We start from the raw sequence: 15382 nt of genomic DNA, 5'->3' as shown, positions 1-15382 counted from the left end.
GGGTTTGCTACTGGGCACGAAGGTTAATCAGAATCCAGGACGCCAACGTATCTGCCAGCTTTTGGTCGTAACCCGCATCCTTCAAGTCCCATTTGAAAGCATTCAGAAGCTTAGCGGTTTTGTAGAAGTTCAATATCTCTTCTTGTTTGAATTGCTTAATTCGCTTAAGCATCTTCTCTTTGGCATAGTTGACCTTAGACTGACGTTTGGTGTCACCCAGCTTGGGGTCATTGGGCACAAACTCAGTGACCAACTTGGCCAGTTCCGAACCAAATGCTTCAGCATTTTTTGCGCTCAACCAATTAAACATGTGAATTTCCAGTTTGACATCACACTCCCCGACATGGGGGAACAGTTCATTCTAAGCGGCTATGGACCTCATGTTGAGGGATGCTTAATCGTTGGGGCTTTGTGCGTATATAGAATGTGTGTTGCCGCTCTTCATAGCGTTTTCAAATACTTGCAGGAGTGATTCGTTTTGGGAATCTTGATTGAAACCATCAACGGTATTTTTACTCGTCGACGGGCTGAGCAGCTTCCGGTCGTGACCGAAGCTACAAACTTGCCTTCGTCAGACAAGGTTCTCAACGTTGGCGGGAACAGCAAGTTGATACCGATCCCTGCCTATTTCGATGGGTGGCAACATGACCTTTTGGATATTGATGATCGCGGCAATCCGGACCTGGTTTGCGATGCCAGGGAGCTTATGTCGTTGGAGCCGGGTCAATATGACGCGGTGTATTGCTCGCACAACCTGGAACATTACTATCGCCACGAAGGGTTAAAAGTGTTGCAGGGTTTTGTGCATATATTGAAAGATGATGGATTTGCCGAAATTCGTGTGCCCGACATTGCCAAAGTCATCGCAGCCGTGCAAGAGCGGCAGCTCGATCTGGATGACGTTTTGTATGTGAGTCCGGCTGGTCCGATATCGGCACACGATGTGATGTACGGGCTTCAGTCAGAAATTGTCAGCAGCGGACAAGATTTCTATGCACACAAAACGGGTTTTACTAATAAGTCGCTGATGAAGTTTTTGTCGCAAGGTGGTTTTCGGCATATCTTCTTGGCCGAAGGCGTGGAACTGGCGGTTCATGCGCTGGCATTCAAGACAGAACCCACCGCAAGACAACGCGCGCTGCTGGATTTGCCGCCACCCTAGATGGCGTACATCCACATCACCGATCTGGAGCTGGCCATCAACTACTGGCGCCAGCACGAACCTTCGGTTGATGGCATTTCGCTGCCGGGTCATACCCGCGTACTGGCAGAAATTTACGCCCATATGGTTTATTCACGGGTAACGCGTGTTGACGAGAAATATGTGCCCGAAGCGGCGTTATCAGCATGGCGCCTTTGGTACGCCACCACCCCCGACACCCCTTGCATTGCTATTTGTTCCACCAGCCAGGGTGATGCCGTGTGCAAGGGCTGCGGGCGCACGTTTGAGGAGGTACAGCTTTGGCCGCAAATGACTCCGGTGGAAAAGCGAGCCGCCTGGCGACGCATTACGGACGAGGGGACGGCCTGGCGCTTCAACAAATATGCCGAGCGGGCCGTTGAAGGGTTTGGTGCACTATCAAATCAATAGCTGGTTAGGCTTATTTGACGAGGGCTAGCACCTATTTCCAGCGTATGGGTTCCAGGTCTACCGTAGTTTTTTCATCTCCCAGTGTCAGCACGCTTTCCTGGATAGTGGCTTGCAATTGCATACTGCGCTGCGCCAACTTGGCCAGTGACTGGGATGATTCCGTGGGCACCCGCCAGACCTGCAGGCGGTCCATGCGGGTGAGTTTGTTCTCAATGCCTTTCCACCAGACTTCGGCCGCATGGGCAAAACAGTACACCACTACCTGGTCGGCTTTCTGGCAGGCTTTGTTCAGCGGTTTGTCTTCGGGTTGGCCGACCTCGATCCACAGGCGTTTGCGGCCGGTATAGTCGGTCAGGGAAACGTCCGGATCTTCGGGGTCTGACAAGCCCGCGCCAAACGCCAGGGTGCCGTCGCCGTTGCACACGTCCTGTAAGGCATGGGCGTGCAGGGCCAACGCGGCCAAGCGGATCATCATGCGCTCATCGGTCTCGCTGGGGTGTCGTGCCAGCATCAGCGCGTGGTCGGCGTAATAGCCGTGGTCAATGTCTGCAATTTGCAGATTGACCTTGAAGATAGTGGATTTAAGGGCCATGGCTCAGGCGATCAGACTCGGCGTGCGAGTTCAGCTGCCTTGCCGGTGTAGCTGGCTGGCGTCATGGCCAGCAGGCGGTCTTTCTCGGATTGCGGCAGCTCCAGGCCGTCGATAAAGCCCTGCATCAGTTCCCGCGTCATGGCGGCGCCCCGGGTGAACTTCTTCAATTGCTCGTAGGGTTGGGGTAGGCCAAATCGGCGCATCACGGTCTGGATGGGCTCGGCCAACACTTCCCATGAAGTGTCCAGATCTTTGGCAATGGCTGCCTCGTTGATCTCCAGCTTGTTCAAACCGGTTAACAGTGACTGGTAAGCCAGCACAGCGTAGCCTACCGCCACACCCATGTTGCGCAGTACGGTGGAGTCGGTCAGGTCGCGCTGCCAGCGGCTGATGGGCAACTTTTCGCTCAGGTGCTTGAGTAAGGCGTTGGCCAGACCTAGGTTGCCTTCGGCATTTTCAAAGTCAATCGGGTTGACTTTGTGCGGCATGGTGCTGGAGCCCACTTCGCCATCCTTGAGCTTTTGTTTGAAGTACCCCAGGCTCACATAGCCCCAGACGTCACGCGACCAGTCAATCAGGATGGTGTCGGCACGGGCAATGGCATCGAACAGCTCGGCCATGTAGTCATGCGGCTCGATCTGGATGCTGTAGGGCTGGAAGGTCAGGCCCAAGCCCAGGGGCTCGGGTGTTTCGATGACCTTGCGGGCAAAGGCCTCCCAGTCAAAGTCCGGCCAGGCTGACAGGTGGGCGTTGTAATTGCCCACAGCGCCATTCATCTTGCCCATGATCTTGATAGCGGCAATCTTTTCGCGCGCGGCCGCGAGACGCACTACCACGTTGGCAATTTCCTTACCCACCGTGGTCGGGCTGGCAGTCTGGCCGTGGGTGCGGCTGAGCATGGGCACCTCGGCAAACGCGTGGGCCATGCCGCGCAGCTTGGCGATGACCGCGTCCAGCGCCGGTAGCAGTACCAAGTCGCGTGCGCCCTTGATTTGCAGGGCGTGACTGGTGTTGTTGATGTCCTCGCTGGTGCAGGCAAAGTGCACAAATTCCTGGGTTGCCAGCAGCTCTGGGCGGGCTTCAAACCTGGATTTGATCCAGTATTCCACTGCCTTCACGTCGTGGTTGGTGGTCTTCTCGATCGTTTTGATGGCCTCGCCATCCGCTTCCGAGAAGTTTTTGATCAAACCAAGCAAGTAAGTACGTGCTCCCGGTGTCAACGGCTTGAATTCCTTAAAGCCGGCGTCACTCAAGGCAATGAACCAGGCTACTTCAACCTGAACACGGCGGTGCATATAGCCTTGCTCGCTCATCAAGGGACGCAGTGAGGCCAACTTGGCGGCGTAGCGGCCATCCAGGGGGGATAGGGCGGAAATGGAGGAAAAACTCATGTCCGAATTGTAGGTTGTACGCCACCATTGGCCTCCAAAGTGCGGGTTTGCTCCCTCAATAGCTAGAATGAAGCTCCCTGAAACAACAGAGCGCCCATGAAATTACTCGGATCCACCTCCAGCCCCTATGTCCGCAAAGTGCGCGTTGTCATGGCGGAGAAAAAGCTGGACTACACCTTCGTGTCTGAAGATGTGTGGAGTGCCGACACAACCATTTCCGAGTCCAATCCTTTGGGCAAGGTACCGTGCCTGATCATGGAAGGGGCGGAGGCCCTATTCGATTCGCGCGTCATTGTGGAGTACCTGGACACCCTATCACCGGTGGGCAAGTTGATTCCACCCGTAGGCCGCGAGCGTGCCGAGATCAAGACCTGGGAAGCCCTGGCCGACGGCCTGATGGACGCTGCCATATTGGCGCGCCTGGAAGCCACCTGGATCGGGCGCACCAAGGCGCAACGCAGCCAGGCCTGGATTGACCGTCAGCTTGTCAAGGTCAACGCGACGGTCAAGGCCATGAGTCATGGCCTGGGAGACAAGTCCTTTTGCGGTGGCGTTCATTTCAGTCTGGCTGATGTGGCCGTGGGCTGTGCATTGGGCTACCTGGATTTCCGTTTTCCACAGATCGACTGGCGCACCGAATACCCCAATCTGGTCCGTTTGCACGACAAGCTGATACAACGCGTCAGCTTCGCAGAAACGATTCCGAGCTGATACAGCGGGTTTTCCCGCGCCGCGCAGGTGCAACATTACTTGCATTTCTCACACCACTTTACATTTTTGAACTTCCCAAGCGGTGCACTTGGTACTAAAGTGCATGGCTCATGGCGACCACGTTCAAGACTGTTTACAAATGCCGCGAATGCGGGGCAACCAGCTATCAGCGGGTAGTTGACCGCGCGCCCAATGGTGTTTTGCAGGCGACGGGCGAATACCGTTGTACGGGTTGCCGCAACATATTTGCATCGCTGCGTGCCTGGTGGGAACCCCGGCGCCAGCTCGATTTTCAGTCCAGCAGCTTTCCCGGTTAGTGCTTATCAGGCCCCGCGGGATGACGGCTGTACTCGGAATCGACCACTTCAACGTACAAACCGCCTCCGCGTCGCACTATAGCTGCAAGGTCTTCATGGGAATCAATCGGGAAGTGGCGCTTTTCCATCAGAGGAAAACGAAGGGGCAGGTGGAGTGAGTGGGTGGGTTCGGGATTTCGCATCGGCAGATCGCCACAGAGGTGCCACTCTTGCGTCCGCAAGGTGCCTGCTAGCATTGTCATCATGCACGCCCACGACCCAACCCCCGCCTTTTTGTCCAAAATCTGCATTCGCAGCGACCTGTTGACACACCTATCCGGCCTGCCACGCCCCTGGGTGTTTACCAATGGTGTTTTTGACGTGCTGCACAGAGGCCATGTCATGTACCTGGCGCAGGCCCGGTCGCTGGGTGGCAGCCTGATCGTGGCGCTCAACACCGACGCCTCGGTGCGCCGGCTGGGCAAAGGCGAAGATCGCCCGCTGAACCAGGAGATGGACCGGGCCATTGTCATGGCCAGCCAGCAGTGCGTTGACTTGGTTACTTGGTTTGATGAGGACACCCCGGTCCAGATCATTGCGGAGATACGACCGGACATTCTGGTCAAAGGCGGTGACTACGACATGGATGTGCTACCGGAAACCGCGCTGATGCATACCTGGGGCGGACGCGCCCAAGCGCTGCCTTTTGTTGAAGGCTATTCAACCACCCGCCTACTGCAGCGCATCCGTGCAAGCAACTAGGCGGCCTGTGGCGCGGATGCGGCAGCAAAAACCACCTCCCACAAGGCCAGCCCAGCAGCGCGTTCGTGGGCGACCGAAGCCGCCTCAATCTGGGTGGTTTCTTCATTGAGGCGGGCACGGTGCTGGATTTGGCGCAGGCTGCGGTAGGCCTGTGCGGCTTCATCGCCTACCGGTGCTGGCAGCAGCCCGCAGGCTTGGGCACGTTGCAGCAGAGCAATATTGCCGGCATTAGCCAGCAGTTCAGGATGGCGGTAGCCTTGGGATAGCACCAGAAACTGAACCGCAAACTCGATGTCCACCATGCCGCCGGGACTGTGTTTGATGTCGAACAGCGCCCCGCGCACCGGGTGAGCACTGCGCACTTTGTCGCGCATGTTGTCAATTTCTGCGAGCAACCCCTGGTTATTCCGCTCGGCGCTGATCACGGCTTCGCGCATCGCATCAAAGCGGGCCTGCAGCGCGGCATCGCCCAGTACACAGCGGGCCCGGGTCATGGCCTGGTGTTCCCAAGTCCATGCCGTATTGCTGCCACGCTGCTGTTGATAATTCGAATAGGCATCGAAACTGGTGACCAAGAGCCCTGAATTGCCGTTGGGGCGCAAGGCCGTGTCGATTTCGTACAAGTCCCCTTCGCCGGTCTTGACGGTGAGCCAGTTGATCAGCTTGCGCACCAGGGCTGCGTAGACTTCGCCGGCTCGGTCATCCGGGTCGTCGTAGACAAACACAATGTCCAGATCACTGCCATAGCCCAACTCCTTGCCACCAAGTTTTCCGTAGGCAATGATGCCAAAGCAGCATTCCGGCTGGTGGCGGTTCTTCAGCCGTTCCCAGCACCAGCGGGTGGTAACGCGCAATACCACTTCGGCCAGGGCGCTGAGGTCATCCGCAACCTGTTCTACTGTTAGGCGTCCTTCCACGTCGCGCGCCAGAATGCGGAACACATCCGCATGGTGGGCGCGGCGTAGCAAGTCAAGCAGGGCCTCATCGTCATCTTCGCCGCTGCTTTGCAAGGCACTGCGTCGTCGTTCCAGTTCCTGCTCGAAATCAGCGGGGTCAAACCGTTCCTCGAACAGGGCGTTGCCTGCCAGTTCGTCGATGACGCCGGGGTGTTTGAGCAGGTAGCGCGCAGGCCAGCGAGCAGCGCCCAGCATGTGCAGAAGGCGCTCATGCACAACAGGGCGCTCCAGTAGCAAAGCCAGATAACTCTCGCGCCGCAGCAGGGGTTCAATCCAGTCGGCCAGCCGCACTGCGGCGTCTTCACTGACACGGCCCTCGGCCAACCATTGCGCTGTGCGTAGTACCAGCCGGGCCAAGCGTGCGCGGGATTCTTCGCGCAGGGCCAAGACGCGGGGGTGGTGACGCCAGCTCGCCACCCGCTCATGGAAACGCCCAGTGAGTGGGGCCAGTAGGGCGTCGAAGTCGTTAGTGCCTGGTGAAGCCGCTGCCGCACCACCACAGCCTTTGCATTCTTTCGGGGCACCACCGAGCAGGGCGTCAAACTCCTGGGCGACCAGTTCACGGTGGCGGTCAAGCTCACCCAGAAAGGCGCAAGTTCCTTCAAAGCCCAGCGTGTGGGCAATCCATTCCAGCTCAGGATCAGCCGTGGGCAGCAGGTGGGTCTGCTGGTCGTCCAGGTACTGGATGCGGTGCTCCACCTGGCGCAAAAATACATACGCCTGGGCCAATGCTTCGGCCGTGGCCTGCGGCATCAGGCCAGCCTGGGCCAATCGCTTCAGAGCGCTCTGCGTGGGACGGGTGCGCAACTCGGGGAACTGGCCACCTCGCACCACCTGCAGCAGTTGTACGGTGAATTCGATCTCGCGGATACCGCCGCGCGAGAGTTTGACGTCGTTGTTGCGCTCGGGCTTGCCGGCGCTGCGCTTGGTGGCGTGGTCGCGGATCTGGCGGTGCAGCACGCGCAGGGCATCAAAGACGTTGTAGTCCAGGTAGCGCCGGAACACAAAAGGCATCACCACGCTGCGCAGGCTTAGCGCGCAGGCCGATCCAATCGACTGCGTGGGGGCCACCACCCGGCTCTTGAGCCAGGCAAAACGCTCCCACTCGCGCCCCTGAACGTGAAAATACTCTTCCAACGCCCCCAACGAAACCACGGGAGGTCCAGAGTTACCGTTGGGGCGCAGCGCCAAGTCAACCCGAAAGACAAAGCCATGCTCCGTGGTGTCGCCTACCAGCGCATAAATGGCCTTGACTTGCTTGCCGAAGTATTCCTGGTTGGATACGCGGTTTCTGCCTTCGGCATTGCCGCCGGTCTCGCCATCCTGGTCGTAGATATAGATGAGATCAATGTCGCTGGATACATTGAGTTCACGTGCACCAAGCTTGCCCATGCCGACAATACACAACTCGGCTCGCATGCCCTGTGGCGTATGTGGTGCGCCATGTTGTGCGTCCAGTGTTTTGCAGCTCTCGTGGTAAGCCGTATCCAGGGCAAATTCGGCCAAGTCGGTCATGACACCGGTTACGGCGGACAGGGAGGCACCTTCGTTGCAATCCAGGTGGATGAGCCGCTCAACGACCAGTTGGCGCACAGTGCGCAGACCACTGCCCACATCGTTGCCATTGGCCAGCAAGCCTTCGTACAGCGCCTGCATGCTGGCCCGTGTGGGTGTGCCCGCCGGGAGTAGGGTTAATTGCTGGGCGTAGCGTCGGCGAATACGTTGGCTGAAGCGGGAACCATCGCTCAGATCCTGGTGTCCATTGCGGGTCATAATTCCTGACATGGTGTTCCGATTGCGATGACTGAATTGACTCCCAACCCCTCTCCCTTGCTCAGGGTCGGCGCATTCGCTGTGCGCGCAGCTTTTTGGTTGGTGGCATCCGTCTGGATAGTGTTAATCATGGTCTGGGGCGCACTGCATTTCGTGATTGTGCCGCGAATCGCAGAATTCCGTCCGACGCTGGAGCAGCAAGTGTCCCGTGCGTTGGGCGTGACCGTGCGGGTGGGGGACATCGTCGCCCGCTCCAACGGTCTGATCCCTTCGCTCGAACTCAACGATGTCCGGTTGTTGGATGCACAGGGGCGCGAAACCCTCAGGCTGCCGCAGGTGTTGGCGGCGCTCTCGGCCCGATCCATTATGGGAATGGGAATCGAGCAGATCACTGTAGACCACCCAGAGCTGGCCGTTCGCCGCTCTGTGGATGGGCGTATCTGGGTGGCGGGTATCCCTGTATCCAGTACGGATAATGCGGACAGCACAGCTGCTGATTGGGTGTTCTCACAGCCCGAGCTGGTGATTCGCCACGGTACCGTCACATGGACGGATGAATTGCGCAATGAGCCCACTATCGCGCTGACTGATGTGGACTGGGTTCTGCGCAATCAGCACCGGTCCCACTCCATGCGCCTGGACGCCAACCCGCCTGCACACTGGGGTGGACGTCTGAGCGTGGCCGGCATTTTCCGTCAGCCATTGCTGTCACGCAGTGCTAGTCGGTGGCGTGAATGGCAAGGGCAGTTATTTGCAACATTTGCACAGGTCGATCTGGCCGAGTTGCGTCGCTACGCCGACCTGGGGGTGGATCTGGCCCAGGGCGCTGGTTCAGTGCGTGCCTGGGTGGATGTGAGCCGCGGCGTCGTGACAGGCGCCACTGCCGACTTGGCGTTGGATGACGTCATGGTCACACTCAGCCCCAAACTGGAGCCTCTGGCACTGCGTGGAGTTACCGGCCGTCTGGGTGCCCGTCGGCTGGATGGTGGTGGCGAAGTTTCTACCCAGGCCTTGCAGTTTGAGACTGCGGATGGCTTGCACTGGCCCGGCGGCAACGTGCGGCTATCGGTGTTCGATGCAGACCTGCGCAAACCCGCGCGTGGCGAACTGGTGGCCGACCGCCTGGACCTGGCTGCCCTGTCGCAAATTGCCCAGCGGTTGCCACTGGCAGAGAAGGTCCGCACCGCCTTGCAGCAACTCGCGCCCAAGGGGCTGGTAGAGCATTTGCAGGCCACCTGGCAGGGAACCATGGAGCAGCCCAGCCGCTACACCGCCAAGGGCCGCGTGACCCAACTGGAACTTGCCGCACGGGCAACAGCGGGTGAGACCAGACCCGGCTTCAAAGGGGCGGACATTGACTTCGACCTGAACCAGAGCGGTGGCCGGGCCACAGTGGCGGTCAAGGACGGCAGCATGGATTTGCCAGGTGTGTTTGAAGACCCGCTGCTGCCCTTTGACCAACTCAGCACCGATGTGCAATGGAAGCTGGACGGCACCCAGATCAGCCTGACCCTGCCCAATCTGCGTTTCGGCAATGCCGACGCCCAGGGCGAGGCCCAAGTCAAATGGCAGACGGTGGATGGTGCCGCAAGCGCCAAGCGTTTTCCAGGATTGCTGGACTTGCAGGGGAGCCTGAGCCGGGCCGATGGCACCAGGGTCCACCGCTATTTGCCATTGGGCCTGCCCAAAGACGTGCGTGACTACGTGCGTGAAGCGGTAACAGCAGGTACGGCAACGGGCGTCAAATTCAAGGTCAAGGGCAATCTGCATGACTTTCCCTACACCACGCCAAAGCAGGGGGACTTCCGCATATCGGCCGACATGCACGACGCTACCTTTGCCTATGTGCCGTCTTTCCTGCTGGACAAGGGCAGTCTGCAGTGGCCGGCACTGACCCAACTCTCGGGCGAACTGGTGATTGACCGCGCCGTGCTGCAGGTCAAGGGTGCGCACGGCAATGTAGCCAATACTGCGGGCCTGCGCGTTACCAAGGTCGACGGTGTGGTGGACAGCCTGTACGGTGGCGCCACGGTTACCGTCACCGCTGCGGCCCAGGGGCCGCTGACCGACATACTCGGCGTGGTCAATGGTTCTCCGTTGGGCGGCTTGATGGGCAAGGCGCTGGACCATGCCAGTGCCGCAGGGGCGGCGGACTACCGTTTCAAGTTGGCCTTTCCGATTGCGGCGGTGGACCGGGCCACCGTGCGAGGCACTATTGCCCTGGCGGGGAACGAATTGCAGGTTACTCCGGATACGCCGCACCTTGCGCGCATGCGTGGCAATATTGCGTTTTCGGAAACCGGGTTTTCCGTAGCCGGTGTGCAGGCTCGCGCCTTGGGGGGTGATGTGCGCATTGACGGTGGGCTGACCGCGCTCTCTGGCAGCGCGCCCGCAGGAAACAAATCGTCTGCACCCCCGGTGCTGCGTTTGCAAGGCACTGCAACTTCCGACGGTTTGCGCCAGGCCAAAGAGTTGGGGTTTGCGGCGCGGCTGGCGCAGTACGCTAACGGCTCGGCTGCGTACACAGCCACACTCGGGTTGCGCGGCAAAGTTCCGGAATTGCAGATCAACAGCAACTTGGTGGGCATGGCCTTGACCCTGCCCGCACCCTTTGCCAAATCGGCGGAGGCAACCCTGCCAGTGCGGCTCGATATTGCAGCGGTGCGCCCCATCGCCGGCAGCGAGGGCACGGCGCGCCAGCAAGACCAGTTGCTACTGGACGTAGGAAAACTGCTCAACCTGATTTATGTGCGCGACGTGTCCGGTGCCGATGCCCGGGTGCTGCGCGGCGCCATTGGTGTGGGGCTGGCCGCCGACGAATCTGCCCCTTTGCCAACTGAAGGTGTGGTGGCCAACATCAACCTGGCCAGTCTGGACATGGATGCCTGGTCCAGCGTCCTGTCCCGCGCCGCCGGGGCCGACCTGTCGCCCGCCAACATCACCAGTCCCGCCAATCAGGTGAGCATCGGCTACCTGCCCACCAGCCTGGCAGTGCGCGCACGGGAGCTGACCGTGGGCGGGCACAAGCTCAACAACTTGGTGATTGGTGGTGGCCGCGACGGTACGCTGTGGCGGGCCAATATGGATGCCTCCGAGCTCAATGGTTACGTCGAGTACCGCCAGCCGTCGGGCGCCAACGCCGGGCGTCTGTACGGTCGCCTGGCCCGGCTGGTGATCGCACCCAGCGCCGCACAGGATGTGGAAAGCGTGCTCGACGAACAACCCGCCAGCATCCCCGCGCTGGACATTGTGGTGGACGACCTGGAACTGCGGGGCAAGAAGCTGGGCCGAATCGAGATCGACGCTGTCAATCTGGGTGCCTCGGCCAGCGCCGCCGCACGGGATGTGCCACGTGAATGGCGCCTCAACCGCTTCAACATCTCCACCCCCGAAGCCGTGCTGACTGCCAGCGGCAACTGGACCGACCTCAACCCAGGCGCCGGTGCACCCGCGCCGCGCAGCATCAAGGAACGCCGGCGCACGGTGATGAACTTCAAGCTCGACATTGCGGACTCGGGCGAACTGCTCAACCGTTTCGGCATGAAGGGCGTGGTGCGCAAGGGGCGGGGCCTGGTGGAAGGTCAGGTTGCCTGGCTGGGTTCGCCCATCACGCTGGACTACCCCAGCCTGGGCGGGAACTTCAACATCAATGTGGAAAACGGGCAGTTCCTCAAGACCGACCCTGGCATCAGCAAACTGCTCGGCGTGCTCAGCCTGCAGTCGCTGCCACGGCGCCTGACACTGGATTTTCGCGATGTGTTCAGCGAAGGCTTTGCCTTTGATTTTTTTCGCGGCGATGTGTCCATTACCCAGGGTATTGCCCGCACCAACAACCTGCAGATGAAGGGCATCAACGCCGCCGTGTTGATGGAGGGGCAGGCCGACATCGCCCACGAGACGCAGGCCATCAAGGTGGTTGTGGTGCCGGATATCAATGTCGGCGGTGCCTCGTTGCTGGCGTCCGCCATCAACCCGGTGGTGGGGCTGAGCACCTTTCTGGCCCAACTCATCCTGCGCCGCCCGTTGATGGAGGCGGCCACGCAGGAATTTATGCTCGACGGCACCTGGACCGATCCCCGGGTGACCAAACTTAATCGCAAGTCGGCTTCGGCTCCCCCTGCCGCACCTGCTCTCCCAGCGAGCCAAACCCAGGAGTCATCCAAATGAAGGTTGCAGCTATCCAGATGGTGTCCACTGGCATTCTGTCCGAGAACCTGGTGCAGGCCCAAAGTCTGTTGGAGCAGGCGGCACAGATGGGCGCCGAACTGGCCATCCTGCCGGAGTACTTTTGTCTGATCGGACAGCACGACAGTGACAAGCTGGCCATACAGGAGGCGTATGGCAGCGGACCCATTCAAGAGTTTTTGTCGGATACGGCGCGCCGGCTGGGCCTGTGGCTGGTGGGCGGTACCTTGCCGCTCTGTGCGTCGCAGCCGGACCGGGTTTTCAACAGTTCACTGGCTTTCAACCAGCAGGGCGTGTGCGTGGCGCGCTACGACAAAATTCACCTGTTCCGTTTTGACAATGGAGTCGAGTCCTACGACGAATCCAGGGTATTGCAACGCGGCTCACAGCCGACCCGGTTTGCCCTGCCCTCGCGTGACGGCCACACTTGGCAGGTGGGCTTAAGCGTGTGCTACGACCTGCGCTTTGCGGAGTTGTATCGGAGCTATGCGCAGGATGGTGTTGACTTGATTTTGGTACCCAGCGCCTTCACCCACACCACCGGCCAGGCCCACTGGGAGGTGCTGTTGCGTGCCCGTGCGATTGAGAACCTGGCTTTTGTGGCCGCCGCCGCCCAGGGCGGAACCCACCCTAACGGTCGGCGCACTTGGGGGCAGTCGGTGTTGATTGATCCCTGGGGGCAGGTGCTGGCGCAGCAGGCACAAGAGCCCGGTGTGGTTTGCGGCGAGCTGGACTCTGCGCGTCTGGCGCAATGCCGATCGCAACTGCCAGCGCTGCAGCACCGTGTGCTCTGACAGGTGTGGCGGTGGTAGTTTTAATTTACTATTGAATTGATAGCTGTATACGCATATCCGACGAGGGCTAGTGTGTTTTTTTATCTGAAGAATCGGGAGAAGACTCAGCGGCATCGATATCCGGCAGTTCGCCATTTTTACGACCCGAGAACATGGTCCACCAGATGATTCCAACCAGTATCAGCCCCGCGCCCAGGGCTTCCAGAAATAACAATGACATGAAACGGCTCCTGGCTTATGGGGCAATGGCGCTGATTGTAGGAACTCTGGTGGCCTGCGGCAGTGCGCCGATCAGTGTCCCGACGCCGGGTGAGGATGTGCGCACGCCGCCGTCGCAAGGGGTGGGATCGGTGCCCGGAACGCTCTACCGGACCAAGAGTCGCTGGGTGCCCGCTGCCTGGTCTGATTTGCCCGGCTTGGCCGACGACGCCCTGTTTGATGCCTGGAACGCATGGCTCAAGGGGTGTGAGCGCCCCGGTGGCCCGTTTGCACCCCTGTGCGGCGATATCCGCCGACTGAGCATTGGTAGCGCGGACGAGCAGCGTGCCTGGATGCAGGAGCGCCTGCAACCGTACCGCGTGGAATCACCGCAGGGTGAAACCACAGGTTTGCTGACAGCCTATTACGAGCCAATGATGCAAGCCAGCCGCTTGCCCGCTAATGGTTTTGGCGTGCCCCTGTACGGACCACCAGCGGGGCTAGCCCAGCGCAAGCCCTGGTACTCGCGCCAGGAGATCGACACTCTGCCCGAGGCCCAGGCCGCCTTGCAGGGGCGTGCTATCGCTTATATGGCCGACCCGGTAGACGCCCTGATGCTGCAGATTCAGGGCTCCGGGCGTCTGCGCATCTCCCAGCCCGATGGTAGCCAGCGTTGGGTCCGCTTGGCCTATGCCGGCACCAACGACCAGCCCTACCGCAGCGTGGGCCGTTGGTTGCTGGACCAGGGCCTGGTCAAAGATGCCTCCTGGCCCGGTATCAAAAGCTGGCTGGCGCAGAACCCGCAGCGCCAGCAAGAACTGTTGTGGAGCAATCCGCGCGTAGTGTTCTTCCGCGAAGAAGCCATCAGCGACCGCGACTCCAGCGAAGGCCCGCGTGGCGCCCAGGGCGTGGCACTGACGCCTGGGCGCTCCATTGCGGTGGACCCAGCGTCCATTCCCTTTGGTACGCCGGTGTGGCTGGCATCCAGTGGTCCCCAGATGAGCCTGCAGAAACTGGTGCTGGCCCAGGACACGGGCAGTGCCATTACCGGTGCTGTGCGGGCGGACTATTTCGTGGGCTGGGGCGCCGAGGCAGGTGAATTGGCAGGCCGCTTGCGCCAGCCACTGCAGTTATGGGCGTTGTGGCCCAAACAGGCCAGATAACGTCACCACGCAATACCCGATGTTTCAGCGAAGCCCTATCGCACGCTTAGGCGCACCTGCAATTCGCTGGCTTGCTGGGTGCCTTCTACGCCCGGGCCGCCCCAACCGGCACGGTTAGTGCGGCTGTCTATGTCGGACTCTGCCACCCTGACCCATTCACCCAGTGGTACCAGCACGGTGCTGCTGGTGCTGTTGCGCTGGCTTTGCCGGTTGTGGGTTTCCTGGGTACCGCTTTGCACCTGACGCACCTCAATCTGGATATTGCGCAGCGGTAGTTGGCTTTCTAACACTATTGAATTAATAGTGGGTTGTGCAATGGCGACGAGGGCTAGAAGCGAAAATAGCATCAAGAAACCCGTCAGTTGGCGGCGCCAGTTGCTATGGCCGGCGGAAGCGGGTTGTGGGGTGTTCATGGTGCGCGCTCCAGAAGGGTGTGGCCTAGCGGCTCTGCAGGTGGCCCAGCGGTAGCGCGCTGCTGGTTTTCACTTCACCCAGAGAAAAGCTGGTGTGCAAGTCCTTGACGTGGGGCAGGTTGATCAAGCTTTCGCGTGCCAAGCGGGAAAAGCTGTCCAGGTCCTGGGTGATGACCTGCAACTCAAAGGTGCCTGTGCCACTGATGTAGTGGCAAGACACCACTTCGGGCAACTTGTGAATAGCTTCTTCCAGCGCGCGCGTGGAGTCGCCGGTATTGCGTTCGGCGTCCAGCCGAACAAAGGCCAGCACGCCCAGGCCGATTTTCTTGCGGTCCAGCTCGGCACGGTAGCCCTTGATGACACCCGACTCCTCCAGTGCGCGCACACGCCGCCAGCAAGGCGCGGTGGAAAGTCCAACCCGCGACGCCAGTTCGGTGTTGCTCAGGCGGCCGTCTTTTTGAAGCTCTTGGAGTATGGCAAGGTCAAATTTGTCTAGATGTTCCATTTACAGGCATTTTGAAGCAATATCCTTTCTTTTGCCAGGGTACAGGGGCGAT

Annotated in this window: 14 protein-coding genes; 7 read left to right on the top strand and 7 right to left on the bottom strand. The window is 59.9% G+C overall.

Annotation, left to right across the window (positions count from 1 at the left end):
• Positions 1-7 precede the first annotated feature (7 nt).
• Positions 8-310, bottom strand: coding sequence for a hypothetical protein (locus tag IPI80_RS03745; protein WP_413857272.1), 303 nt, complete (start codon positions 308-310; stop codon positions 8-10).
• A 177-nt stretch (positions 311-487) separates the two neighbouring features.
• Here IPI80_RS03745 and IPI80_RS03740 point away from each other — a divergent pair, with 177 nt between their 5' ends.
• Both IPI80_RS03740 and IPI80_RS03735 read left to right on the top strand, forming a co-directional pair.
• On the top strand, positions 488-1162 hold the full coding sequence (locus tag IPI80_RS03740; RefSeq protein WP_413857270.1) for a class I SAM-dependent methyltransferase: 675 nt from the start codon (positions 488-490) through the stop codon (positions 1160-1162).
• Positions 1163-1591, top strand: coding sequence for a DUF3717 domain-containing protein (locus IPI80_RS03735; protein WP_413857268.1), 429 nt, complete (start codon positions 1163-1165; stop codon positions 1589-1591).
• Positions 1592-1622: 31 nt separating this feature from the next.
• Here IPI80_RS03735 and IPI80_RS03730 read toward each other — a convergent pair whose 3' ends face one another.
• Both IPI80_RS03730 and purB read right to left on the bottom strand, forming a co-directional pair.
• Positions 1623-2183, bottom strand: a complete 561-nt coding sequence (locus IPI80_RS03730; RefSeq protein ID WP_413857266.1) for a YaeQ family protein — start codon at positions 2181-2183, stop codon at positions 1623-1625.
• 11 nt (positions 2184-2194) lie between these two features.
• Positions 2195-3574 carry an adenylosuccinate lyase gene (gene purB, locus IPI80_RS03725; protein WP_413857264.1) on the bottom strand — a complete coding sequence of 460 codons (1380 nt, stop codon included), beginning with the start codon at positions 3572-3574 and terminating at the stop codon, positions 2195-2197.
• Positions 3575-3670: 96 nt separating this feature from the next.
• On the opposite strand from purB, the gene IPI80_RS03720 reads away from it, so the two are divergent.
• Positions 3671-4285: a glutathione S-transferase N-terminal domain-containing protein gene (locus tag IPI80_RS03720; protein WP_413857262.1), complete on the top strand. Its 615-nt coding sequence runs from the start codon at positions 3671-3673 to the stop codon at positions 4283-4285.
• 560 nt (positions 4286-4845) lie between these two features.
• Positions 4846-5343 carry a D-glycero-beta-D-manno-heptose 1-phosphate adenylyltransferase gene (gene rfaE2, locus IPI80_RS03715; protein WP_413857260.1) on the top strand — a complete coding sequence of 166 codons (498 nt, stop codon included), beginning with the start codon at positions 4846-4848 and terminating at the stop codon, positions 5341-5343.
• Here rfaE2 and glnE read toward each other — a convergent pair.
• Positions 5340-8084 (bottom strand): bifunctional [glutamate--ammonia ligase]-adenylyl-L-tyrosine phosphorylase/[glutamate--ammonia-ligase] adenylyltransferase, encoded by a 2745-nt coding sequence (gene glnE, locus IPI80_RS03710; protein ID WP_413857258.1) that lies wholly within the window; start codon positions 8082-8084, stop codon positions 5340-5342. The genes rfaE2 and glnE overlap by 4 nt on opposite strands.
• A 15-nt stretch (positions 8085-8099) precedes the next feature.
• On the opposite strand from glnE, the gene IPI80_RS03705 reads away from it, so the two are divergent.
• Entirely contained in the window at positions 8100-12239 is a 4140-nt protein-coding gene (locus tag IPI80_RS03705; protein ID WP_413857256.1) for a YhdP family protein, read from the top strand.
• Positions 12236-13051, top strand: coding sequence for a carbon-nitrogen hydrolase family protein (locus tag IPI80_RS03700; RefSeq protein ID WP_413857254.1), 816 nt, complete (start codon positions 12236-12238; stop codon positions 13049-13051). The genes IPI80_RS03705 and IPI80_RS03700 overlap by 4 nt, the downstream gene beginning before the upstream one ends.
• Before the next feature lie 67 nt (positions 13052-13118).
• Here IPI80_RS03700 and IPI80_RS03695 read toward each other — a convergent pair whose 3' ends face one another.
• Positions 13119-13271, bottom strand: a complete 153-nt coding sequence (locus IPI80_RS03695; RefSeq protein WP_413857252.1) for a hypothetical protein — start codon at positions 13269-13271, stop codon at positions 13119-13121.
• On the opposite strand from IPI80_RS03695, the gene IPI80_RS03690 reads away from it, so the two are divergent.
• On the top strand, positions 13204-14412 hold the full coding sequence (locus IPI80_RS03690; RefSeq protein ID WP_413857250.1) for a murein transglycosylase A: 1209 nt from the start codon (positions 13204-13206) through the stop codon (positions 14410-14412). The two genes, IPI80_RS03695 and IPI80_RS03690, sit on opposite strands and share 68 nt — an antisense overlap.
• 35 nt (positions 14413-14447) lie before the next feature.
• Here IPI80_RS03690 and IPI80_RS03685 read toward each other — a convergent pair whose 3' ends face one another.
• A complete protein-coding gene (locus IPI80_RS03685; RefSeq protein ID WP_413857248.1) occupies positions 14448-14825 on the bottom strand; it encodes a hypothetical protein in 378 nt (125 codons plus the stop codon).
• Between the two features lie 25 nt (positions 14826-14850).
• Entirely contained in the window at positions 14851-15330 is a 480-nt protein-coding gene (locus IPI80_RS03680; RefSeq protein WP_413857246.1) for an Lrp/AsnC family transcriptional regulator, read from the bottom strand.
• Positions 15331-15382 lie beyond the last annotated feature (52 nt).

Origin of the sequence: Candidatus Aalborgicola defluviihabitans (assembly GCF_016705985.1) — a bacterium.
GTDB classification, from domain to species: domain Bacteria; phylum Pseudomonadota; class Gammaproteobacteria; order Burkholderiales; family Burkholderiaceae_C; genus Allorhodoferax; species Allorhodoferax defluviihabitans.
The sequence above is the reverse complement of the archived record's forward strand: the minus strand, read 5'-3'. Positions and strand labels throughout refer to the sequence as shown.